Annotated in this window: 22 protein-coding genes and 2 pseudogenes; 14 read left to right on the forward strand and 10 right to left on the reverse strand. The window is 62.9% G+C overall.

The genetic code is table 11. The features are described 5' to 3' along the window. Positions 1-38 precede the first annotated feature (38 nt). The 3 genes from B7Y43_RS12035 (at position 39) to B7Y43_RS12045 (ending at position 2,235) form a co-directional block, all read left to right on the forward strand. Positions 39-695 carry a peroxiredoxin gene (locus tag B7Y43_RS12035; RefSeq protein WP_374131898.1) on the forward strand — a complete coding sequence of 219 codons (657 nt, stop codon included), beginning with the start codon at positions 39-41 and terminating at the stop codon, positions 693-695. Positions 696-737: 42 nt separating this feature from the next. Further along, the gene (locus B7Y43_RS12040) at positions 738-1,319 is read left to right on the forward strand and encodes an isoprenylcysteine carboxylmethyltransferase family protein (protein WP_374131899.1); all 582 of its coding nucleotides are present in this window, start codon (positions 738-740) and stop codon (positions 1,317-1,319) included. A gap of 64 nt (positions 1,320-1,383) precedes the next feature. Next, positions 1,384-2,235 carry a class I SAM-dependent methyltransferase gene (locus tag B7Y43_RS12045; protein ID WP_374131900.1) on the forward strand — a complete coding sequence of 284 codons (852 nt, stop codon included), beginning with the start codon at positions 1,384-1,386 and terminating at the stop codon, positions 2,233-2,235. Between the two features lie 27 nt (positions 2,236-2,262). On the opposite strand, the gene B7Y43_RS12050 is transcribed toward B7Y43_RS12045, so the two are convergent. Both B7Y43_RS12050 and B7Y43_RS12055 read right to left on the reverse strand, forming a co-directional pair. Beyond that, positions 2,263-4,023 (reverse strand): chloride channel protein, encoded by a 1,761-nt coding sequence (locus B7Y43_RS12050; protein WP_374131901.1) that lies wholly within the window; start codon positions 4,021-4,023, stop codon positions 2,263-2,265. A gap of 79 nt (positions 4,024-4,102) precedes the next feature. Further along, on the reverse strand, positions 4,103-4,462 hold the full coding sequence (locus B7Y43_RS12055; RefSeq protein ID WP_374131902.1) for a carboxymuconolactone decarboxylase family protein: 360 nt from the start codon (positions 4,460-4,462) through the stop codon (positions 4,103-4,105). A gap of 458 nt (positions 4,463-4,920) precedes the next feature. On the opposite strand from B7Y43_RS12055, the pseudogene B7Y43_RS12060 reads away from it, so the two are divergent. Both B7Y43_RS12060 and B7Y43_RS12065 read left to right on the forward strand, forming a co-directional pair. Then, positions 4,921-5,786: pseudogene (locus tag B7Y43_RS12060) on the forward strand (cytochrome-c peroxidase). Continuing rightward, positions 5,783-6,226, forward strand: a complete 444-nt coding sequence (locus B7Y43_RS12065) for a DUF2202 domain-containing protein (protein WP_374131903.1) — start codon at positions 5,783-5,785, stop codon at positions 6,224-6,226. The pseudogene B7Y43_RS12060 and the gene B7Y43_RS12065 overlap by 4 nt, the downstream one beginning before the upstream one ends. A 39-nt stretch (positions 6,227-6,265) precedes the next feature. On the opposite strand, the gene B7Y43_RS12070 is transcribed toward B7Y43_RS12065, so the two are convergent. From B7Y43_RS12070 to B7Y43_RS12085, 4 genes are read right to left on the reverse strand one after another with little or no spacing between them, the layout of a single operon-like run. Next, the gene (locus B7Y43_RS12070; RefSeq protein WP_374131904.1) at positions 6,266-6,904 is read right to left on the reverse strand and encodes a DUF6064 family protein; all 639 of its coding nucleotides are present in this window, start codon (positions 6,902-6,904) and stop codon (positions 6,266-6,268) included. A gap of 26 nt (positions 6,905-6,930) precedes the next feature. Beyond that, positions 6,931-8,196 (reverse strand): TolC family protein, encoded by a 1,266-nt coding sequence (locus tag B7Y43_RS12075; protein ID WP_374131905.1) that lies wholly within the window; start codon positions 8,194-8,196, stop codon positions 6,931-6,933. A gap of 2 nt (positions 8,197-8,198) precedes the next feature. Then, complete coding sequence (locus tag B7Y43_RS12080; protein WP_374131906.1) at positions 8,199-8,417, reverse strand: DUF2892 domain-containing protein; 219 nt, start codon at positions 8,415-8,417, stop codon at positions 8,199-8,201. Beyond that, complete coding sequence (locus B7Y43_RS12085; protein ID WP_374131907.1) at positions 8,414-9,697, reverse strand: NAD(P)/FAD-dependent oxidoreductase; 1,284 nt, start codon at positions 9,695-9,697, stop codon at positions 8,414-8,416. Before B7Y43_RS12085 ends, B7Y43_RS12080 begins: the two co-directional genes overlap by 4 nt. Positions 9,698-9,781: 84 nt before the next feature. On the opposite strand from B7Y43_RS12085, the gene B7Y43_RS12090 reads away from it, so the two are divergent. The 7 genes and pseudogenes from B7Y43_RS12090 (at position 9,782) to B7Y43_RS12120 (ending at position 16,703) form a co-directional block, all read left to right on the forward strand. Then, positions 9,782-10,117: a rhodanese-like domain-containing protein gene (locus B7Y43_RS12090; RefSeq protein ID WP_374131908.1), complete on the forward strand. Its 336-nt coding sequence runs from the start codon at positions 9,782-9,784 to the stop codon at positions 10,115-10,117. A gap of 13 nt (positions 10,118-10,130) precedes the next feature. Further along, entirely contained in the window at positions 10,131-11,141 is a 1,011-nt protein-coding gene (locus B7Y43_RS12095) for an efflux RND transporter periplasmic adaptor subunit (protein WP_374131909.1), read from the forward strand. Further along, positions 11,138-14,359, forward strand: a complete 3,222-nt coding sequence (locus B7Y43_RS12100) for an efflux RND transporter permease subunit (protein ID WP_374131910.1) — start codon at positions 11,138-11,140, stop codon at positions 14,357-14,359. Before B7Y43_RS12095 ends, B7Y43_RS12100 begins: the two co-directional genes overlap by 4 nt. Continuing rightward, positions 14,356-14,679, forward strand: coding sequence for a helix-turn-helix transcriptional regulator (locus B7Y43_RS12105; RefSeq protein WP_374131911.1), 324 nt, complete (start codon positions 14,356-14,358; stop codon positions 14,677-14,679). Before B7Y43_RS12100 ends, B7Y43_RS12105 begins: the two co-directional genes overlap by 4 nt. Then, positions 14,676-15,063, forward strand: a pseudogene (gene trxA, locus B7Y43_RS12110) (thioredoxin). Before B7Y43_RS12105 ends, trxA begins: the two are co-directional and overlap by 4 nt. Positions 15,064-15,108: 45 nt before the next feature. Beyond that, a complete protein-coding gene (locus tag B7Y43_RS12115) occupies positions 15,109-15,651 on the forward strand; it encodes a DsrE family protein (protein ID WP_374131912.1) in 543 nt (180 codons plus the stop codon). Between the two features lie 50 nt (positions 15,652-15,701). Beyond that, positions 15,702-16,703, forward strand: coding sequence for a c-type cytochrome (locus tag B7Y43_RS12120; RefSeq protein ID WP_374131913.1), 1,002 nt, complete (start codon positions 15,702-15,704; stop codon positions 16,701-16,703). A 34-nt stretch (positions 16,704-16,737) separates the two neighbouring features. Here the strand turns inward: B7Y43_RS12120 and B7Y43_RS12125 are convergent, their stop codons facing one another. Beyond that, the gene (locus B7Y43_RS12125; protein WP_374131914.1) at positions 16,738-17,109 is read right to left on the reverse strand and encodes a helix-turn-helix transcriptional regulator; all 372 of its coding nucleotides are present in this window, start codon (positions 17,107-17,109) and stop codon (positions 16,738-16,740) included. Between the two features lie 2 nt (positions 17,110-17,111). Beyond that, a complete protein-coding gene (locus B7Y43_RS12130) occupies positions 17,112-17,768 on the reverse strand; it encodes a peroxiredoxin (RefSeq protein WP_374131915.1) in 657 nt (218 codons plus the stop codon). 105 nt (positions 17,769-17,873) lie between these two features. Here B7Y43_RS12130 and B7Y43_RS12135 point away from each other — a divergent pair, with 105 nt between their 5' ends. Continuing rightward, the gene (locus B7Y43_RS12135) at positions 17,874-18,812 is read left to right on the forward strand and encodes an MBL fold metallo-hydrolase (RefSeq protein WP_374131916.1); all 939 of its coding nucleotides are present in this window, start codon (positions 17,874-17,876) and stop codon (positions 18,810-18,812) included. Then, the gene (locus tag B7Y43_RS12140; RefSeq protein WP_374131917.1) at positions 18,812-19,606 is read left to right on the forward strand and encodes a sulfite exporter TauE/SafE family protein; all 795 of its coding nucleotides are present in this window, start codon (positions 18,812-18,814) and stop codon (positions 19,604-19,606) included. Before B7Y43_RS12135 ends, B7Y43_RS12140 begins: the two co-directional genes overlap by 1 nt. Positions 19,607-19,873: 267 nt before the next feature. Here the strand turns inward: B7Y43_RS12140 and B7Y43_RS12145 are convergent, their stop codons facing one another. Both B7Y43_RS12145 and B7Y43_RS12150 read right to left on the reverse strand, forming a co-directional pair. Further along, positions 19,874-20,791, reverse strand: a complete 918-nt coding sequence (locus tag B7Y43_RS12145) for an ImmA/IrrE family metallo-endopeptidase (protein ID WP_374131918.1) — start codon at positions 20,789-20,791, stop codon at positions 19,874-19,876. After that, the gene (locus B7Y43_RS12150) at positions 20,788-21,171 is read right to left on the reverse strand and encodes a helix-turn-helix domain-containing protein (protein ID WP_374131919.1); all 384 of its coding nucleotides are present in this window, start codon (positions 21,169-21,171) and stop codon (positions 20,788-20,790) included. Before B7Y43_RS12150 ends, B7Y43_RS12145 begins: the two co-directional genes overlap by 4 nt. Between the last annotated feature and the right edge of the window lie 33 nt (positions 21,172-21,204).

Below are 21,204 nucleotides of genomic sequence, written 5' to 3' on the forward strand. Positions count from 1 at the left end.
AAGCGTTATCGGCGATCAACGCCCCGAAGGATCTAATCATGGACATCGACACCCAGGCCCGCATTGCCATGCCACGCATCGGCGACCCCGCACCCGACTTTACTGCAAAGACCACGATGGGACCGCGCTCGCTGGCGGATTATCGTGGCAAATGGTTGATACTGTTCTCGCATCCTGCGGACTTCACGCCAGTGTGCACGACCGAGTTCATGGGTTTCGCCAAGGCTTCAGCCAAATTCGAAGCATTGAATTGTGCCCTGCTCGGGCTGTCGATCGACTCGGTCCACTCGCACATCGCCTGGGTGCGAACGATCAAGGACAAGTTCGGGGTCGATATCACCTTTCCGATTATCGATGACCTGTCGATGCAGATTGCCCATGCCTATGGCATGATCCATCCCGGCGCGTCGGACACGGCGGCTGTACGTGCGACCTTCATCATTGATCCCGAAGGGATTGTCCGTGCGATGGTCTATTACCCGATGTCGAATGGTCGATCGGTCGCTGAGTTCCTCCGCTTGCTTGAAGCGCTGCAGACTGCCGATGCCAACAAGATCGCAACCCCCGAAGGCTGGCAGCCCGGCGAGGATGTTATCGTGCCGCCGCCAGCGACCGTCGAAGCGGCAGATGCACGCGCCGACGAAGGCTATGACTATGTCGACTGGTTCTTCAGCAAGCGTTCGCTCGCGGCGTGAGGCGCAAACTGATATGCGGCGAGCAGAAGGATGCGCGCGCCAATGTCGGTTGCTGATCACCTGATCTATGCCCTGCTGTGGCTTGGCTTTGCATTGAGCCATAGCGTGCTGGCTGGTGCCGATGTGCGCCGGGGCATCGGTCGGTTGGCAGGCCGGGCGCACCGGCTTGTTTATAATGCGCTGGCGATTCTGGCATTGCTCTCCGTGTTGGCGACGGGCCGTTGGCTTGCGAACAACGCACCACCGCTCGTGCTGCCATTGGCGCTCCGTTGGTTGATGGACGTCGCGGTGATCGTAGGGCTCTTGCTTGGCTGGATGGCGTTGCGGTCCTATCAACTCGGCGCCTTCATCGGCACGGCGCAGTTGCGCGGCGCCGACGAAGGCGCTGCACCATTGGCGGTGAGCGGCCTGCATCGGTGGATGCGCCACCCGCTCTATTCGGCGGTGCTGCTCGTGGTGTGGGGAATGGCGCGTTCCGAGCTTGTTTTGGCGACTGCCTGCTGGGTGACCTTGTACCTGATTATCGGGAGCCGGATCGAGGAGCAGCGCTTGATCGCGCGTTATGGCGACGCCTATCGACGTTATCGCTCAGCGACTCCGGCATTCCTGCCGCAATGGCGATGAGCGACATCGGATTGACCGAGCAAGATCGGGTCAAAGCGACCCAACAACGAGAATGGCAAAGGCTATGAAACCGAGTCAGCCCAACGGCGAAAATCCGACCAGCGATGACTGGGCAGGCGCACGTGGCGAGAAATGGCTCGCGCAACTTGGCCGGATGGAAGCCATGTTGGCGCCGGTCGATGCACCATTGATCGAGCTGCTCGCGCTGGGCGGCGCGCGGCGGATTGCCGACCTTGCCTGTGGCGGTGGTGGCACGACCCTGGCCGTCGCCGCTGCTGCCGATCCGGGAGCAGCAGTGTTCGGGTACGACATTTCACCAGCGCTGGTGATGTACGCCCAGAACCGCGCCACGTCCGTCGATTCTGCCCCAATCTTTGCCGTGGGGGATAGCGCCACCTTGGCGGTCGAAACACCCTTCGACCGGATCGTCTCGCGGTTCGGGACGATGTTTTTCACCTATCCCCCCGCTGCTTTTGCCAACATCGCCCGGCTGCTCGCACCGGGCGGGCGCTTTGTCTTTGCCGTCTGGGGGCCGCCTGCGGATAATCGCTGGATGGCGATCGTCCGCGAAACGATCAGCGCGCTGGTCGATGTGCCGCCACCCCCTGTCGATGCGCCCGGACCGATGCGCTACGGGGAAGTCGGCACATTGCTGGAGTTGCTGAACGAGGCCGGCTTTCGCCATGGCGAGGTGCAGGACTGGCGCGGCGACCTCGCCATCGGCGGCGATCTCCAGCCGAACGCCGCTGCTCAGTTCGCGATCGATAGCATGTCGGTGGCGCAAGTGCTGGCCGATCGAGGGCCGGAACTGATCGAACGGGCGACGATGGCGCTAGCGGAGCGGTTCGAGCAACACTGGTCGAATGGTGCCGTCCGGCTGCCTGCGCGCGTCCACCTCGTGCACGGCACACGCTGATCGTTTGAGCGGCAGCTATCGGTCGAATTATTCTCCGAACAGCCGACGGAGTTCGGCTTCGCTTTCGCCCAGATAGCGACGGCGAACATATTTCTCGGTGACGACCCCCAGAACCTGCCCGGTCGCGTCCACAACGGCGATGTCATCCGCACCCGCATCGTCGAACAAGCGCATCAGCGCCGCAATATCATCCGTCGGGGCGACCGAGCAGGATTGCTGGACGGCGAGCGATGAAAGCGGGGCCTGCACGTCCACGGCGTCGGCGAAAGCCGCGGCGGTGAAGACCATGCCGCAATAGCCGCCGGCGTCGTCGACCACGATCGCCCGGCTGGTCGATCCTAACGGCACGCGCAGCCGAAACTCGGCAATCGTGGTGGTCTGTGGGAGCACGACGGGATCGAGCCGCATCAAGCTGCGCGCCGTTAGCCGGTGCATCCACCCGATATCGCGGGGGCTGCGGACGGCACTGCCGCGCACGTGCAGTCGCCAGGTCGAGAAGGAATAGCCAAACCGCTCTCGCGTGAACGCGCTGGCAACTAGGGCAGCGGTAATGACCACCGCTGTCAGCGAAAAGTCGTGGGTGGTCTCCAGAATGAGCAGCGACAATGTCATCGGCCCGCCGATGATCGACACGCTCAATGCGGCCATGCCGACCAGAGCTGCGTCATTGACGTCGAGCGTTACGCCAATGCCGACGGCATTGATGAGTTCGGCATAGAGCTGCCCAAATAGCGCCCCCATGAACAGCGACGCGAAGAAAAGCCCACCGCGAAAACCGAAGCTGAGCGAGACCACCGAGGCCGCCAGCTTCAGGAACAACACGGCGGCAAGAAACTCAACCGACAAATGAAGCACCAGGTCGAGATGAAGCGCACCGTGGCCCGCCGACAACGATTGCGGCGAAACCAAAGCAATTGGGATCAGCAACAGGCCACCAACCAACGGTCGCCACGGCTCGGCAATCGGCAGCCGACGCACCACCCTTTCGCTTTGGGTGACCAGCCGCATGACGATAATCCCGAAAACCGCGCAGGCGATACCAAGCCCAGCATAAAGCAGATAATCGACCGTTGTCACGGATCGCTCCGCCGCCGAAGCGATGAGATAGGGCGGCACACCCAGCGTGCGCGTCACGAAGGTCGCGGCGAGCGCTGCCGCGGCCACCGGCGCAATCGCCGCCGGGCTATAGGCACCGATGACGATTTCGAATGCGTAAAAGGCCCCGGTCAAAGGAGCGCCAAACGCGGCCCCGACCGCCGCGCCGGCACCGGCTCCCACCAACGTGCGCAAGTCAGCACGACGCAGCCGCAGCCCCTGACCGAATAGCGAGGCGATGCCACCGCCGATTTGCGCATAGGCCGCCTCAAGCCCCACCGATGCACCGCATCCGTTGGACAGAATGGTCTGGCAAGAGATCATCAGGCTATCGCGCAGCGGAATCCGGCCGCCATGCAACGCATTCGCCTCGACAACGTCGATCGGCACACGGTCGCGCTGCCGGAATGCAATGGTGATCAGCGCCAAGGCAGCACCGCCGATCGGCAGCGCAACCAGCCGCCAAGGGTGATGGATCGATCCGAGCGCGCTCAGCCGGTTGAGAGTGACGCCATACAGAACCTGCTGCAGACCGTGTGCGAGCAGGCTCTGCACATTGGTCAGTACGCCCGCCGCCAGACCAACGGTTGCCGCTAGCGCAATCAGCGCAGCTTCACTCTCTCGCAGTCCCTGCCTGATGCGAACAACGATCGGATGGCGACCGAGAGAAAAAACATTCAGACGAAATGCCATGCGCGCGGTTGCACCCATGGCGACGAGTCGGTCAACCATAACGCGGTCGGCGTGTTGTTTGGCTCTGGCTAGATTGCCGTTATGTAGCGGGTGCCTCGCGCCCCGCAACTTGGTCGACAGCTTCAAGGGCTTTGGCAGCATACATCACCGACGGTCCAGCGCCCATGTACACCGCCATCGCCAAGGTTTCCGAAACTTCAGCGCGGGAAGCGCCCTGCTTCACGGCTCCCTCGGCATGATAGGCGATGCAGGGATCGCAGCGGACAGCGACGCTGATCGCCAGCGCAACAAGTTCCTTCGTCTTGCCGTCCAGTGCTTCACCGCCGTGCGCGGCTCGCGCCATATCCGAAAACGCCTTCATCACATCGGGCGAGGCGGTGCGAAGATCCCGCACTGCGCCATTCATGGTCCCCATCAACGTCAACCAGTCTTCGACCATTACTGACTCCTGAAAAACCTTCTGCGCATGCCTATGCAAACAGGGGCAGCGCGGTAACGGTGCCGCACATTTCGACTGCGCTCGCTAAACGTCGCAGCGAACGCGACTATCCTGTTTGATCCGTATCAAGGTGGAACGTTCCGACGCCGCTATCGTTCAACTATTGGGCCAAATGCCCCAAAAACGTCGCCCGGCGTCCTTCCGAGCCATGGATAGGAGTAGCGGATGATGCGGCCCGCCATCGGACTCGTTATTGCTGCAGCGTTGCCCTTGCAGGCTGCGAAAACCAAAAATCTTCCAGCGGTCAGCCGGTCGGTAACGCCGCTGCGCCGAACCCGACGGCAGCCGCGAGCGAACCCCTTATGGAAACCGCCCGAACGTTATTCAAAGCCATTCCCGCCACCGCTCCGGCACTGCCCGGGAATGACGCGACGCCAGCCAAACTGGCGCTTGGCAAGATGCTGTTTTTCGATCCGCGGCTGTCGGCAAGCCACGCCATCAGCTGCGCTTCGTGTCACAATATTGGTCTAGGCGGGACCGATAATGAACCGACATCCATCGGTCATCACTGGCAGCATGGCGGTCGAAATGCCCCACAGTATTGAACGCTGTCTTCAATACCGCACAGTTCTGGGACGGGCGCGCCGCCGACTTGCAGGCGCAGGCAGGCGGACCGATGGTCAATCCGGTCGAGATGGCGTCGCCGCAAACGCATGTTGCGGAGCAGCTAAAGGGTATCCCCGGCTATCGCGATGCGTTCGCCAAAGCATTTCCGGGCGAGGCGGATCCGATCAGCTTGGTGAATGTGCAGAAGGCGATCGCCGTTTTTGAAGCTGGATTGCTAACGCCTGATGCTCCATTTGATCGCTACCTGAAAGGTGACGCCAAGGCGCTCACGGCCTCGCAAAAACAGGGCTTGAAACTGTTTATCGACAAGGGGTGTGCCGCTTGCCACAGCGGCATCAACGTCGGTGGCGGGATGTATGCCAAATTCGGGGTCGTGGCCGCGCCGGGAGCGGCGATGCGACCGTCAGGCGACAAAGGCCGGTCGGTTGTCACCGGCCTGGTCGGCGATGACTATAATTTCAAAGTCCCGTCGCTTCGCAACATTGCCCTGACCGCGCCATATTTCCACACCGGATCGGTGTGGGACCTTCGCCAGGCGGTCGAGGTGATGGGCAACACCCAGCTCGGTGATAAGCTGGCGACGCCCGAAGTCGATCATATCACGGCGTTTCTCGGCAGCTTGAACGGGGTACAGCCAAGCGTTGTGATACCGATCCTTCCTGCCAGCGTAGCCGCGACGTCGCGTCCCCAGCCATGACCCGAAACACGCCATCGCGATTTGGGAGCCTCGACACGTCGACCAGCCTTGCAGCAATCCTTGGCGATGCCCTCGACGACGAATACAAGGCCGAGGCGACCTATGCCGCAGTTATCGAGCGTTTCGGTCCGGTGCGCCCGTTCATCAATATCGTCGAGGCCGAGCGTCGACATGCGGACGCATTGCTTGGCCAATGCGCGCGGCTCGGACTTGTCCCTATTCCGAATCGCTGGGCGGGCAAGGTCGCGGCACCGGAAACGCTCCAAGATGCCTGTCGCGACGCGATTGCTGCCGAGGTGGAAAACATAGCGCTCTACGATAAATTGCTGCCGAACGTGACGGATGTCCAGGCCCGCGAGGTGCTGGAACGGCTGCAGGCGGCCTCGCGCGATCGCCATTTACCGGCCTTCATGCGCTGCCTTGATCGCCATCGAGGCTAGTCGAAAGTCAACGCGGACCGGCCATACCAGCACAGCGGCTCAAGCGATGCTGGGCCGGGTTTTGATCGCAAGCAAGAGCGCAAGCCCGGCGATCGGCAGTCCGAAATCCTCGAGGATCCCGAGTTGCAAAGCCGCTGCTAGGCCAATTAAGGACCAGAGGATTGGAATAACCGAAAGCCAGATAGCCCAGCGACCCCGGGCCATCAGCAGCAACCCGATCGTAAAAATGACGGTAGGGCACGGCGCGACCCCGAACATCGGCCCTGCCATGAAGCCATGCCCCGCCAAGTAGCCCAGCGCAGGATAAATCAAATAGGCGTAGGCGATGAAGAAAGCCCCGATCGCCGACTTCAGGCTTCGGCTTGGCGGCGAGAACAGTGCGCGGCTTGAGATGGCGCTCATAGCAAGCAGCACAGCCTCGGCTGCGAACAGGGCTGCAAAGACTGTCGCCGCGGGGTTGATCCGCGAAAAGAACAGATATTGATAGCCGACCGCATTCCACAGCCACATGACGGCAAGGATTGCCGGGATGATCCGAGCTGCCTTGGGTTGCGCTAGCCAAAGCGCAGCGACGGCGACCAGCCCAATCGCATAAGCACCAAGCTCCGCTGGCCATATCGCGGCGTTGTAGGCGGCGAACACGCCGAGAAATTGCCCAACAGTGAAGGGCGTCGTCATCCAGCGAGGCCGATAGCGGCCTGCATCTAATCCATGCCCGCGATCGCGCGCAGGCGGTATGCAGCTACCAATACCCGTCCGCCTGCCTCCGCCCGCGCAGCCTGTGCCTCGATTGCCTCTCGCTCTGCGTCCAGCTGGGCAAGCTGCGGCTTTGCCCCGGCCTTCACTTCCAGCGCCGTGCCGCGCAAAGCAGCTTCGCTTGCGGTCAGCCGCGCTTCGCTCGCCGATAAAACGGCGCGCGCGGTTGTGACGTCTTCAAAGGCAACAACGGCCTGTTGCTCGACGACGAGCCGGGCATTGTCGGCATCGGCTTGGGCCGCGCGAAGGTCGGCGGCAGCGCCGCTTGCCTTGGCACCGATGCGCCCGCCACTGAAAATGGTCCAGCGCGCGCGCAGGCCCACCGAAGCACTGTCGGCCTTGTAGCCGGGGAAAAACTGATCGCGCACGCTGGCCGCTTCGGCATAGGCACCGACGGTCGGCAATCGCTCGGCGCGCACGCCGTCGCTCTTGGCGCGCGCCGCATCGATCTGGCGAAGCGCAGCGAGAATCGCTGGATTGTCCTTCAACGCCATCGCGATCGCTGCGTCACTCGATGGAGGGATTTGGGGTGCGCCGGGCAACTCAACGTCGAGCGTCACTGGATGGCCCGCGAGCGCCGCGAGTTGCGCCATAGCCCCGGCCAATTGACCCCTAGCACCCGAAAGCCCGGCTTCGGCCTCGGCGCGGCGCGCCTCGGCCTGGGCGGTCTCGGTCGATGTGCCTTCGCCGGCCTTGAACTTGAGCCGCGCCTGGCGAAGCGCCTCGTCGAGCGCGCGGTTAAGCGTATCGTAGCGCGCGATCAGCTGTCGGGCAGCGATCGCCTGCACATAGGTCTGAACGACCCGGACGCGCAGTTCGAGCGCGGTCATCCGAACCTGTTGGTCGGCCGACTCAGCGCCGCCGGTCGCCTGGCGGATCGCGGCGTTGATGCGCCCGCCGGTGAACAGCGGCAGTTCAACCGTGGCACGTGCCGATCGCGGTATGACATCGTCGGCTGTGAGCCCAAAAAATCCCTGCGGGTCGATCCGCCCGACGCCAATCTGGCCCTCAAGCGCGGCAGAAGGTGCGCGTTCGGCCCTGGCAGCATTGACGCCGGCACGCGCCGACTCAGCGCGTGCTCGCGCACCTTCGAGTGACGGAGACCTCGCCATGGCCTCGGCAATCACGACGTCGAGGCTTTGCGCTGCGGCCGGAGCAGCAAGCGCCACCATCGCGGCGCTCGCTGCCAGTTGAAAGGCGATAGGCAGCCGCATGATTATCGAAACGCTGTCCCGGCGCGGACGCCGAGCGCCTTGAAGATCATGGCTGCTGGACACCAGCCCGTGAGGCTTGCCTGCAACATGTTGGCCCCGGCGAACAAGGTCAGCGCGATCCACCACGGCGAAACGGTGACGGCGAGGACGGCGCTGACCAGCACAATCAAGCCCGCGAAAGCCAAGACAGCTCGATCGAGGTTCATGACGAATTCCTTCATTTGTCGAAATGCAGTTTCTTGATGCCGAGAACGTGCAGCGCGAGCTTTTCGTAAAAGGGCTCGCTTTCGCCCAGCCGCACCTTGCGTAGGAAGTATTTCTCGAAGCCGATTTTGGCCAAATGCACCCATTTTCCGCTCGAGGACCAATTGGTGTTGCGTGGCGGAATTTGCGGCTGCGCGACAAATGCCACGCCACCGTCGCCAAAATCAGCGAGACAGATGGCGTTCCAGGTGGCTTCGTTGGTCGGCTCCTTGCCTTCATGAATCTGCTTAAGATTGGCAGCGATCGCGCTCACCATCGATTCGATCATGAAGCCAGTCTTGGGCACGCCGACCGGCACGGGTGTGGGGCCCGTCGGTGGAATCGCGATGCACACGCCGAGCGCGAAAACATTGCGATAGGTGGGGTTGCGCTGATGCTTGTCGGTCAGGATGAAGCCGCGCGGGTTGGACAGACCCTCGACGCCGCGCACTGCCTCGATGCCCCGGAACGGGGGCATCAGCATGCCCCAGCCGAACGGCAGATCATGGGTCTTCTTATCGCTACCGTCGTCGTTGACTTCGGTGACGTGCATCATCCCATCGTCGACGCTCGTCACCTTGGCGTTGGTGATCCATTTTATATGACGGTTGCGCATCTCGCTTTCGAGAAGACCCTTGGTGTCCCCGACGCCGTCGAGGCCAAGATGGCCGACATGGGGCTCGGGCGTGACGAAAGTCATTGGCACCTTGTCACGAATCTTGCGCTTCTTAAGCTCGGTATCGAGCGTCATCGCCATCTCATAAGCCGGGCCGAAGCACGATGCGCCCTGGGCGGCGCCGACCACGATCGGGCGCGGATTGGCGCAAAGTTCCTCGAACTTCGCATGGGCCGCAACAGCGTGCGCGGTTTCACATATCGACACGGTATGATGATCAGGGCCGAATCCCGCGATCTCGTCATAGGCAAGCTCGGGTCCAGTGGCGATAACAAGATAATCATAATCGATAAACGAGTCATCGTTGAGTTCGATCCGGTTCGACTCGGGATGCACCTTGCGAGCGCCGATGCCGGTATAGGCAATGCCGTGCTTGGCCATGACAGGGGGCAGGTGCACGCGAAGCGCTTCCGGCTCGCGCCAACCCACAGCAACCCAGGGATTTGAGGGAACGAACCAGTAATCCTCGCCCTTGTTGATGACGGTAATGCGCGCCTTTCCCTTCAGAGCAGCGCGAATTTCATAAGCGGCAATCGTGCCGCCCAAGCCAGCGCCCAGCACAACGACATGCGATTCGGACATTTCCGGTTCCTCTCACTCGATATGGGTTGACGCATATAATCATTACACGATATGTGCAATCGAGAAAATTAAAGAGGTGCCGACATGTTTGGATTCTCGCGCAAGCCTGCGCATCGCGACGTCAGCCCGGTCGAACTGCAAGCGCTGCTACGCGAAGGTACGGCGATCGTTGTCGATGTTCGCGAGCCCAATGAATTCGCCGCCGGACACATCCCCGGCGCGCGCAATCTGCCGCTATCGCGCTTTGATCCCGCAGCGCTGCCTGATGCCGGTGGCAAGGCGCTGATCCTGTCCTGCGCAGGCGGCAAACGATCGGCGATGGCGCTCGATCGCTGCGCTGCGTCCAAATCCAGTGTCGATACGCATCTTGCCGGAGGTTTCGGCGCTTGGACGTCGGCCGGCCTACCGGTCGAGAAATAGGGAGCCCCCAAGCATGTCCCGCCCTCAGCCCGGTATCGCAGCTTTGTTGCTGGCGATCCTCCCGCTTGCCGCCTGCGGCAGCGCGCCCGAAGCGCCAGCTGCAAAGGTCGCCGCGCCCGCCGGGGCGAGGCTCAAGGTCGTCGCCACCGAAACCATCGACTGGAAATCGGTGAGCGCGGAAATCGCGACCGTAGATCAGGCGCAGGCAATCGCGCGCATTCCCGGCATCCTGACCACGCTCAACGTCCGCGCCGGCGATCTGGTGCGCAAGGGGCAGGCGATCGGGCGGATCATTGACAGCCAGCTCGGACCGCAATCCGCTGCCTTCGGGGCGCAGGCGGCGGCCGCGCAGGCGCAGGCCGCCCAGGCACAGGCCGATCTCTCGCGCGTCCGGTTCCTCTACGAAAATGGCGTTTACGCGAAAGCGCGGCTCGATCAGGCACAGGCCGTCGCAACGGCCGCCAATGCCCAGATCCGTGCGGCGCAAGCGCAGCAATCGGCGGTCGGTGCGGTCGCCGGGCAAGGCGTCGTCATCGCCCCCGCATCTGGTCGCGTTTTGCGCGCCGACATTCCCGCCGGCGCGGCCGTCGCGCCGGGCATGGTCATCGCCACGATAACGGCCGGCGATACCGTTCTGCGCCTGACTCTCCCCGAATCGCTTGCAAGTCAGGTCCATGCAGGGTCGCGAGTCCGCGCCGATCGCCGAACCGGTGCTGTGGTCCGTGTCTATCCCTCGGTCCAGGCAGGCCAGATCACCGCCGATGCTACGATGAGCGGCATCGACAACAGCCTGATCGGCCGCCGTCTCGCTGCGGAGGTTGAGACCGGCACGCGGCGCGCGCTGATCGTGCCGACCAGCTACGTCACCCGCGCCTACGGCATCGACACCGTCACCATCCTAGCCGCGGATGGCAGCGCCGCGAGCGTCCCGGTCCAGACAGCTACGTCGGGCGACTTGGGCAAAGTCGAGATCCTGTCAGGCGTCACCCCCGGCGATACGCTGATCGCGGCGCCTTCGAAATGAGCCTCGGTATCTCGGGTCGGATCACCCGCGCGACGATCCAGTCGCCGCTGACGCCTTTGTTCCTGCTCGCCGCGATCCTGGTGGGGCTACTCGCGACCTTCACGATTGCGCGCGAGGAAGAACCGCAGATCAGCGTGCCGATGGTCGATATCCGCGTGATGGCACCAGGTCTGTCCGCCGCGGACGCGGTCGAACTCGTCGCCAAGCCGCTCGAAACGATCGTCAAGTCGGTCGACGGGGTCGAGCATGTCTATGCCCAGGCCGAGGACAATGGCGTGCTCGTCACCGCGCGCTTTCTCGTCGGGTCCAACCCCGAGGATGCCGCAACCCGGATCGATGAGAAGCTCAATGCCAATATCGACCGTATCCCGGTTGGCATCCCCCCGCCTCAGGTGACGGTGCGCGGCATCAGCGACGTGCCGATCGTGGTCCTCACGCTGTCGCCCAAGCCTGGCGTGCCGGGCGTCTGGAACGATCAGTCGCTTCTGCAGCTTGCTGGCCGGCTACGCACCGAAATTGCCAAGGTCGACAATGTTGGCTTGAGCTTCATCGTCGGCGGCCAGCGCGAGGCGATTCGCATCGCGCCCGATCCGGCGAAACTGGCACTGCACCAAGTGCCGCTCGGCAGCGTGATCGATGCCGCATCGCAGGCCAATCGCTCCTTTCCCGCCGGCACGGTCCGCGAAAATGGACAGGCCGCGAGCGTCATCGCCGGCCAGACATTGGGCAGCGCCGCCGATGTCGGCGCGCTAATCGTGCGATCGGTCAGCGGTGCACCCGTCTATCTGCGCGACGTCGCCAGCGTTCAGCAGGCCGCGACCGAGGATCAGGCGCGTGCTTGGCGCTGGTCGCGCAGCGAGGGCAAGGGCTGGAACCGCGCCCCCGCCGTCAGCATCGCCATCGCCAAACGCGCAGGCGCCAACGCGGTCGATGTTTCGACCGGCGTCGTCGCGCGAGTGGCAGCGCTCAAGGGATCACTGATCCCCGCCGGTGTCGATGTCGCCGTCACGCGCAATTACGGCGCAAGCGCCAATGACAAGGCGAACGAGCTGCTTTTTCACTTGGCGCTCGCGACCGTCTCAATCGTCATCCTGATCGGTTTTGCGATCGGCTGGCGCGAAGCGGGCGTCACCGCGATCGTCATCCCGACGACCATCCTGTTGACGATGTTTGCCTCCAAGCTGATGGGCTTTACGATCAACCGCGTCAGCCTCTTCGCGCTGATCTTTTCGATCGGCATCCTGGTCGATGATGCGATCGTCATGATCGAGAATATCGCGCGCCACTGGGCAATGAAGGATGACCGCAGTCGCATCGATGCGGCGGTCGATGCCGTGTCGGAAGTCGGCAATCCGACGATCGTCGCCACCTTGACCGTGGTCGCCGCGCTTCTCCCGATGCTGTTCGTCTCCGGGCTGATGGGGCCGTATATGGCACCGATCCCGGTCAATGCGTCTGCCGCGATGGTGTTCAGTTTTTTCGTCGCCGTCATCATAGCGCCCTGGCTGATGATTCGCTTCGCCCGCTCGGCAACCAGCGACGGCCACGCCCATCCTGACCATCATGGCGGCAAACTCGGCCTGCTCTACGCCCGCGTCGCGAGCCGCGTGATCGCGACCAAGCAGAGCGCGCGGCTGTTCCTGATCGCGGTCGGTATCGCCACGCTCGTCGCCTGTTCAATGTTCTATTTCAAAGCGGTGACGGTCAAACTCCTGCCCTTCGACAACAAGAGTGAAGTCCAGCTGGTCGTGGATCTGCCCGAGGGCAGCAGCCTCGAAGCGACCTCGCGGACGCTCGAACAGGGCGCCGCGATCGTCCGCACGGTGCCCGAGGTCGAGGCGATGGAAGCCTATGCCGGCACCTCCGCGCCGTTCAATTTCAATGGCCTCGTCCGCCATTATTTCCTGCGCGCGCACCCCGAAATGGGTGACCTGATGGTCACGCTCGCCCCCAAGGAAGATCGGGCGCGCGCAAGCCATACGATCGCAGTGGCCCTACGCGAAAAGCTGAAGGCTGTGCCGCTACCCCCAGGCAGCTCGATCAAGGTCGTCGAGACACCCCCTGGCCCGCCGGTTCTGGCGACCCTGCTTGCCGAAATTTATGGCCCGGACGAAGCGGTCCGTCGCGCGACGGCAACCCAGCTAGAGGCGATCTTCAAATCGGTGCCATATATTGTCGACGTCGATAACAGCTTCGGCGATCCGCGACCCGAGCTCCGCCTGATCCCCGATCGCGCCAAGCTCGACCAATATGGCCTGTCCGAACGCCAGCTGTTCGACAGCATTGGCGCGCTGCTCGGCGATCAGATCGTCGGTTACGCTCCCCGCGGCGGGCGCGATCCGCTGCCGATCCAGATCGCGCTCGATCAATCGCAGCGCAGTTGGAGCCAGGCGCTTGCCGCCACGCCGGTGGCTGTGACGCAAGGGCCGGGCGGCCCGCAACTCATCCAGCTCGGCGAACTGGTCGAGGCGAAGATGCAGCCCGGCGGGCAAAGCATCTTCCGCCGTGACGGGCGCGGCGCTACAATGGTGACCGCCGAGCTCGCCGGGCGCTACGAAGCGCCGATCTACGGCATGCTCGCGGTCGATGACGCGGTGAACAAGTTCGACTGGCAGGCCCACGGCCTGGTCAAGCCCGAGATCCGCCTCAATGGTCAACCCGACGATGAGAGCAAGCCTGCGCTTCTCTGGGATGGCGAGTGGGAGATCACCTGGGTCACCTTCCGCGATATGGGCGCGGCGTTCGGGGTCGCGTTGCTCGCCATCTATGTGCTGGTCGTCGGCCAATTCCGCAATTTCAAGCTGCCGCTGGTGATTCTGACGCCAATTCCACTCACGCTGGTCGGCATTGTCATCGGCCATATGCTCTTCTCGGCACCCTTCACCGCGACGTCGATGATCGGCTTCATTGCGCTGGCCGGTATCATCGTGCGCAATTCGATCCTGCTGGTCGATTTCATCAACCACGCCCGCGCGCCCGACAAGTCGCTGCGCGATACGCTGCTCGAAGCGGGCATGATCCGCTTCAAGCCGATCGCGCTGACGGCAGCGGCAGCCATGATCGGCGCAGGCGTTATCCTGACAGATCCAATCTTCCAGGGCCTCGCCATCTCGCTGCTGTTTGGCCTGGCATCCTCCACCTTGCTGACGGTGCTGGTAATCCCGGCGATCTACATCGTCTTGCGCGATGACGGTCGGCCCGCAACAGTGGCGGCATGAACTTTACCGGACCCATCGCCGCGCTGCACGACAATGCCGCGCATGTCGCCGAACGTCTGCGGCTACTCGCACACCGCGATCGCCTGATCATGCTTTGCCGGATGACCGATGGCGAGGTTTCGGTCGGCGAGCTCGTCACGCTGACCGGCCTGTCCCAATCGAGCGTATCGCAGCATCTAGCGGTACTGCGCGAGGCGGGGACGGTCACCGTGCGCGCCGAGGCCCAGTCGCGCTTCTACCAACTGGTCGATGCGCAAGTCGCGGGCATCATCGCAGCTTTATGCGATTATAGCGGACGCATCGCAGGAGAGCCCGGATGAGCAGTGCAATCCTCGTCTGCCCGCACTGCCAGGCGCTCAACCGCGTCCCCGAGGCGCGGCGCACCGATCGACACCGATAAGGCGCTGTTCGACAAGATGGTCACACGGAGCAGCGGCCCGGTGCTGGTCGATTTCTGGGCGAGTTGGTGCGGGCCATGCCGCATGATGGCTCCGGCTTTCGCCGCAGCGGCAGCCGAGCTCGACCCAAAGGTACGGCTGCTCAAGGTGGATACCGAAGCCGAGCAGGTGCTGGCCGGGCGCTACGCAATCCGCTCGATCCCGACCTTGATATTGTTCAAAGGCGGCGTCGAGATCGCCCGGCAGGCTGGCGCAATGGACAAGGCGGGAATTACGCGCTGGGTAGCGAGCGTGGGCGTTAGCTAGGTTCACGCGATTTGAATCGTTGGCACTGAATTAAGGGAGAGCTCGATGAAACTATGGTTTGCTGTCGCCGCGCTGGTGACGTTCGCTACGGCAGCCCCCGGCTTTGCGCAGCAGCACCGCGCCCCGGCGATCGAATCCTTTGGTGCGGCCTTCCCGACCGAGGGGGCGATGGAGCGGCCTGATCCGGCGCTGCGCTACCGAGTCGTGTTTCCCGTGACGAAGGCAAGCGCCGATCCAGCCAAGCCCAACGCTTCGCTCGAACGCGTTGCGCGCTTCCTCAACCTGCTCGCTGCCGACGGCGTCCATGTGAAACAGGGCGATATCGTCGCGATCCTCTATGGTCCCGCCACCCAGATCATCACCAACGACGCCCTATATGCTGCCCAGACCAAGGCGCCGAACAACCCCAACATCGCGCTGATCGCCAAGTTGCGGGCGGCGGGTGTCATCGTCGCGGTTTGCGGGCAGGCCCTGCATGCGCACAAATATGAAGTAAAGGACGTCGCAAGCGGCGTCCGGGTTGACGTCTCGGCCATGACGACCATGGCGAACCTGCAAATGCGTGGCTGGGCCCTGCTGCCCGAATGAGGCGTGAGAGGCCGCCCGGATCGGGTGGACGGACTGACCAGGGACGATCGATGCACGAAGGATTGAGTGACGCGCCCCAGCGGCCATCGGGGCGACCTTTCCTTATCTGGGCGGTGACGCTGTTCGCGATCATCATTGTCGGCGCGGGCATGTACATGATCGGCCGGCGCAGCGCCGCCAATGCTCCCACCGCCCCAACAACAGCGACGCCAACCGTTTCAGCATTCTTCACGTCGCCACCCGACACTGCGATTCCGGACGGTCCTGCGGGCGCCGCGATCCGGCGCGGCCAGCAGATATTCCTGCAGACCCGCGCCCATGCCGGCGACCATGTCGGCAATGGCCTGTCTTGCGGCAATTGCCATCTCGACGCCGGCAGGCTTGCGAATGCCTCGCCGATGTGGGCGGCATGGGGCGCCTACCCCGCCTATCGCGCGAAGAACGACCAGATCAACACGATGGAGGATCGCATCCGCGATTGCTTCACCTATTCGATGAACGCACCGGCCTCTCCCAGCGGCAGAGCGCCCCCGCCAGCCGACCCGATCTACCGCGATCTGCAAATCTATTTCTTCTGGTTGGCCAAAGGCGCGCCGACCGGGGTGGACCTGCCCGGCAAGGGATTCATCGACCTCAAGCCGACGACCCTCGGGCACGATCCTGCTCGCGGTGCCAAGGTGTTCGCCGAGAGTTGCGCGGCCTGCCACGGCGTTGACGGCCAGGGGCAGAAGAATGAGGCAGGCGGCTATGCCTTTCCGCCGCTTTGGGGGCCGATGTCATTCAACTGGGGCGCTGGGATGGGAAAGGTCGCCAATGCCGCTGCCTTCATCAAGGCGAACATGCCGCTCGGCCAGGGATATAGCCTGACCGACCAGCAAGCATGGGACGTCGCCGCCTATATCAATAGCCGCGAACGACCGCGTGACCCGCGCGAGACCGGCAGCATCGAAGAGGTAAGGAAGCGATTCCATGCCAAGGGCGACTATTACGGGCAGCAGGTCGATGGCGATTTACTGGGCGATGGCATCAAGACCGCTGCGGCAAAGCCGTAACAGCGTCAAGCGAGGGCGACCGCCCGCTAACCCGCTACTCGACCCGCGCGAACATCGCTGCGCCGCCGCCGCTGGCCATCCGATCAGCGAGTGCCGCATGGCGCGGCACGGCGACGGTATCGGCGAAGGCATCAAGCAAGGTGCTGAGTTCGGCGAAGCGCGCGTGGTTGATGCGGTAGAATACCTGTTTCGCTTCGCGCCGGGTGAGGACGAGATCGGCCTTGCGCAGGATGCCGAGCTGTTGCGACAGGCCTGGCTGGACAATGCCGGTCGCCGCTTCAAGGTCGCTGACGCTGCGTTCGCCGCTGGTCAGCGTGCGCAGCAGGTCAAGCCGCACGGCGTGAGCGATGGCGCGGAGCAGTTCGGCAGGTGCTTCTATATCGAGGGCGCTCAGATTGATGGGCATGATCAGCCTTCATCCTTCACAGGCGCGTAGAACCAGTCGGTCGCGCTATCTGCCGCGAAAACATCGGCCAGCGCCTGACTTGGCACGGCGAGCAAGTCATCGCCGGGCGTCCATTCGGCCGGCACCAACGCCGATTGAGCATCAGTGCGCTGAAGCGCGGCCAACAGCCGCAGCATTTCTTCGACCGAGCGGCCGACGGTCGAGGGATAGCAGGTCGACGCCCGCAGCCGCCCTTCGGGATCGATGAAATAGGTTGTGCGCACCGATGACGCATCCAGCGCGTCGGCGCCGACCATGCCATAGGCGCGCGCGACCTCCAGCGTCGGGTCCTCGATCAAAGGGAAGCTAACCTTCACGCCAAACTTTTCCTGGATCGCCTTGATCCAGGCGAAGTGCGAGAACAGGCTGTCGACCGACAGCGCCATCAATTGGCAATCGAGCGCCGCAAATCGGTCCGCCGCACGCATGATCGCGACGAATTCGCTCGTGCAAACCGGCGTGAAATCAGCCGGGTGCGAAAAGAGGATCAACCACCTTCCACGAAAGTCAGTAAGCGACTTGACACCCTGCGTGGTGCGCGCCGTGAAATTGGGTAGCGTGTCGCCGAGCCTTGCCGGCCCACATGGTGTCCGTAGCCCAGTCTGATCGTTCAATTCCATAGCCTTCCGTTCGCTAAAGGAGAAATATGCCACGGCGCAACAATTGACGCAATACGGTTACACGATTATATCATACACGTAATCGTGAAATCATAGGAATATGTCATGGCAACTGCGTCAAACGATCTCGTCGTCGCCAGTGCCACTGCGCAGATCACCGCCAGCCTCATCGGCGATACCCCACGCCCTGTCGTGCATAGCTTTTTCGACGAAGTCACGTTCACCGCCAGCCATGTCGTCCATGATCCTGCGACACGGGTGGCGGCGGTCATCGATTCGGTGCTCGATTTCGATCCCGCTTCGGCGCGCACTGGGCACAAAAGCGCCGACGCGATCATTGCCTATGTTCGCGCCCAAGGGCTGAGCGTGGAATGGCTGCTTGAGACGCACGCGCATGCCGATCATCTCTCGGCGGCACCCTATCTCCAGCAGCAATTGAGCGGCAAGATTGCGATCGGGCGTGCCATTATCGCGGTTCAGCAAAGCTTCGGCAGCTTGTTCAACGAAGGCAGTGATTTCCAGCGTAATGGATCGCAGTTCGACCATCTGTTCGACGACGGCGACAGCTTCACGATCGGCAAGCTGACAGCGACTGTCCTCCATGTGCCAGGCCATACGCCCGCCGATCTTGCCTATGTGATCGGCGATGCCGTTTTCCCCGGCGATACGATTTTTATGCCCGATTTCGGGACCGCGCGGGCGGACTTCCCAGGGGGAGATGCGCGGCAGCTTTTTCGCTCGATCCGGCGGCTGCTCTCGCTCCCGCGCGCGGCCCGGCTGTTCCTGTGCCACGACTACAAAGCACCAGGTCGCGACACCTTCGCCTGGGAAACGACGATCGGTGCCGAGCGCGATAGCAATGTCCATGTCCACGACAGCATCGAAGAGGACGGCTTTGTCGCGATGCGCACGGCGCGCGATGCGACGCTCGACATGCCGCGCCTGATCCTGCCGTCGATCCAGGTCAACATGCGCGCGGGGCATTTGCCCGAGCCCGAGGCGAACGGCACACGCTACCTCAAGATACCGCTCGATACGGTCTGATGGCGGTGCTCGACACCACTCAATATGTCCTCGGCGCGCTGTCAGGCATGCTGGTAGGCTTCACGCTCGGGCTGGTCGGCGGCGGCGGGTCGATCCTTGCGGTGCCGCTAATGGTCTATCTGGTCGGCATCACCAGTCCGCATGTCGCAATCGGCACCAGCGCGCTTGCTGTTGCCGTCAATGCAGCGACCGGGCTTGCCAGCCACGCTCGCGCCGGGACCGTCAAATGGCGCTGTGGATTGATGTATGCCAGCGCGGGCATCCTCGGCGCGCTTGCGGGATCGACTGCGGGCAAGGCGTTTGACGGGCATAAACTGCTGTTTCTGTTCGCCATCGTGATGATTGTGGTCGGCATCGTGATGCTGCGGGGGCGCAAAAACAAAGGTGTCGAGGATGCCGAATGCACCCGCGAAAATGCGCCCGAGGTGCTCGGCTACGGCCTCGGAACCGGCATCTTCTCGGGCTTTTTCGGGATCGGTGGCGGCTTCCTGATCGTGCCCGGACTGGTAGCGTCGACTTGCATGCCGATCATTAACGCGGTCGGCACCAGCCTGATCGCGGTAACCGCCTTTGGCCTGACGACGGCCGCCAACTATGCTTGGTCGGGCCTGATCGACTGGCCGCTTGCGGGTGTGTTTATTGCCGGCGGTTTCGTGGGCGGGTTTGGGGGCACGGCCCTTGCAGGGCGCTTGTCGGGAAAGGGCATGCTGACGACGGTGTTCGCCGGGCTGATCTTTGTGGTCGCGGCCTATATGCTCTGGCAAAGCGCGTCGGCACTCGTGGGGCCGAAATGACCCAAATGCGGACGCTCAGGACCAAATGTCGGCTCCCCTATTTCGCTCATTCGTTCAGTTCGGCCAGAGGCCGCCGTCAACCTGGCCGGCCGTCACCCGGATGGGCCGAGACCCGGCGAGGGGCTCGGTGACGACCGGCGCAGCCGGGCGAAATAGGACGCGGTCGCGCGGAGTTACCGGCGCGAGGTGCCATTACTAATTGTGAAAAACCAGTTTCGCCGCCGACCGCGCTTAGGACATCAATGGAGCGCTAATAATTTATGGGAATCAGGCCGCGTGCAGCAGGAAGGGCGGCGGGCCAAGCGTTTTTACCGCATGAATCAGGATGAACACCTGATGCGTCTGCGTGAAGGATTCGGCGACGCAATCGTGCCGATTGCCATTGCGATCGACCAGCGCGGTCTGGCGCTTGCCCGATGACTTGCGCCCCGCCACCGGGATGAAGCGCCCGATTTCGTCGTCGGGCGTGTAAACGGCGGGCCAGGGGTGCTCGCCGAACGCGGCAAGAAAGCTGGTCGACGCGATAACCCGGCGAAGCGTGCATCGAAATCCGTCGCCTTCGATCAATTCGGGCGGGTTCAGCACGAGGACGACGCAGCACTTGTCGTGCTTGGAGACATATTGCCGGATCGACGAATAAAGCGACGCATCGAACTTCTTGGCCAGCTTGATCGGAGTCCAGATGCTGAACTTCTCGTCGGCGGCCATGTGATGGAACGCGTCATTCTGGAACAGGACCTCGGATGCGAACACATTCGCTTCGCGGTCGAAAAGGTCGGCGGCTTGCGGATCGAGGGCCTGGTCGCAATCCTCGACCAGCTTGTACATCGCGCGCTGCCACGGAAGAAAGCCGTGGCCGGCTTCGTGGAGGGTAACGAAGCGCTTCTTCACTGGCACCAGCAGCTGGTCGAGGAAGATCAGGCCGGCCGCGGCATCGAACAGCCCCATGACCTTAGACAGAGCACGCTTGATGGCGTCGCCCGCCTTGTGGCGCATTTTTGCAAGAAAGCCCTCGCTGAGCACGTCCTCCTTGACCTCTTCGACTTTCGCGACGGCGAGGATGTCGTGGATCGGCGTGGGAAGCACGCCGAGCGCCCCTGCTTCTCGCAGCGCGCGCTCGGCCTCCTTGCGGATTTTCGCCAACTGCACCGGGGTCAGGCTGCAGTCGTCCGGCCGCTGGGTCATTTATTGCGGTGCCAGCGGATATAAGCGAGATGGTCCAGCAAGGCCTGCTCCTCGTCCTGAGTAAGATTATCGATCGCGAAGGTCGCGGCTCGTCCGTGTTTGGCGCCCTCGGCCCGGTCCCTCGAGGGAGCAATATATCCCGCGCGTTCCATCAGAGTCTCATACGGCACCCCAAGCGCGGTCGACAAAGCATACAGAATATGGGGCGAAGGCTTGTTGATCTTGCCAGTTTCCAACTGGCTCAAATATGCATTGCTTACTTCTTTCCCAGTCGCCTCTTCGACGTCCCGGAGCGACAGATCGAGGCCGAGCCGAACACTTTTAAGATATCGGCCCAGTGCGTCCGGCCTCCCCGCATCGGTAGTTTTCTCATCGCTCATCTGGCCTCCTTGCTCGAGTGCGCCGGACTCGCA

The sequence above is a fragment of the Sphingomonas sp. 28-62-20 genome, assembly GCF_002281505.1.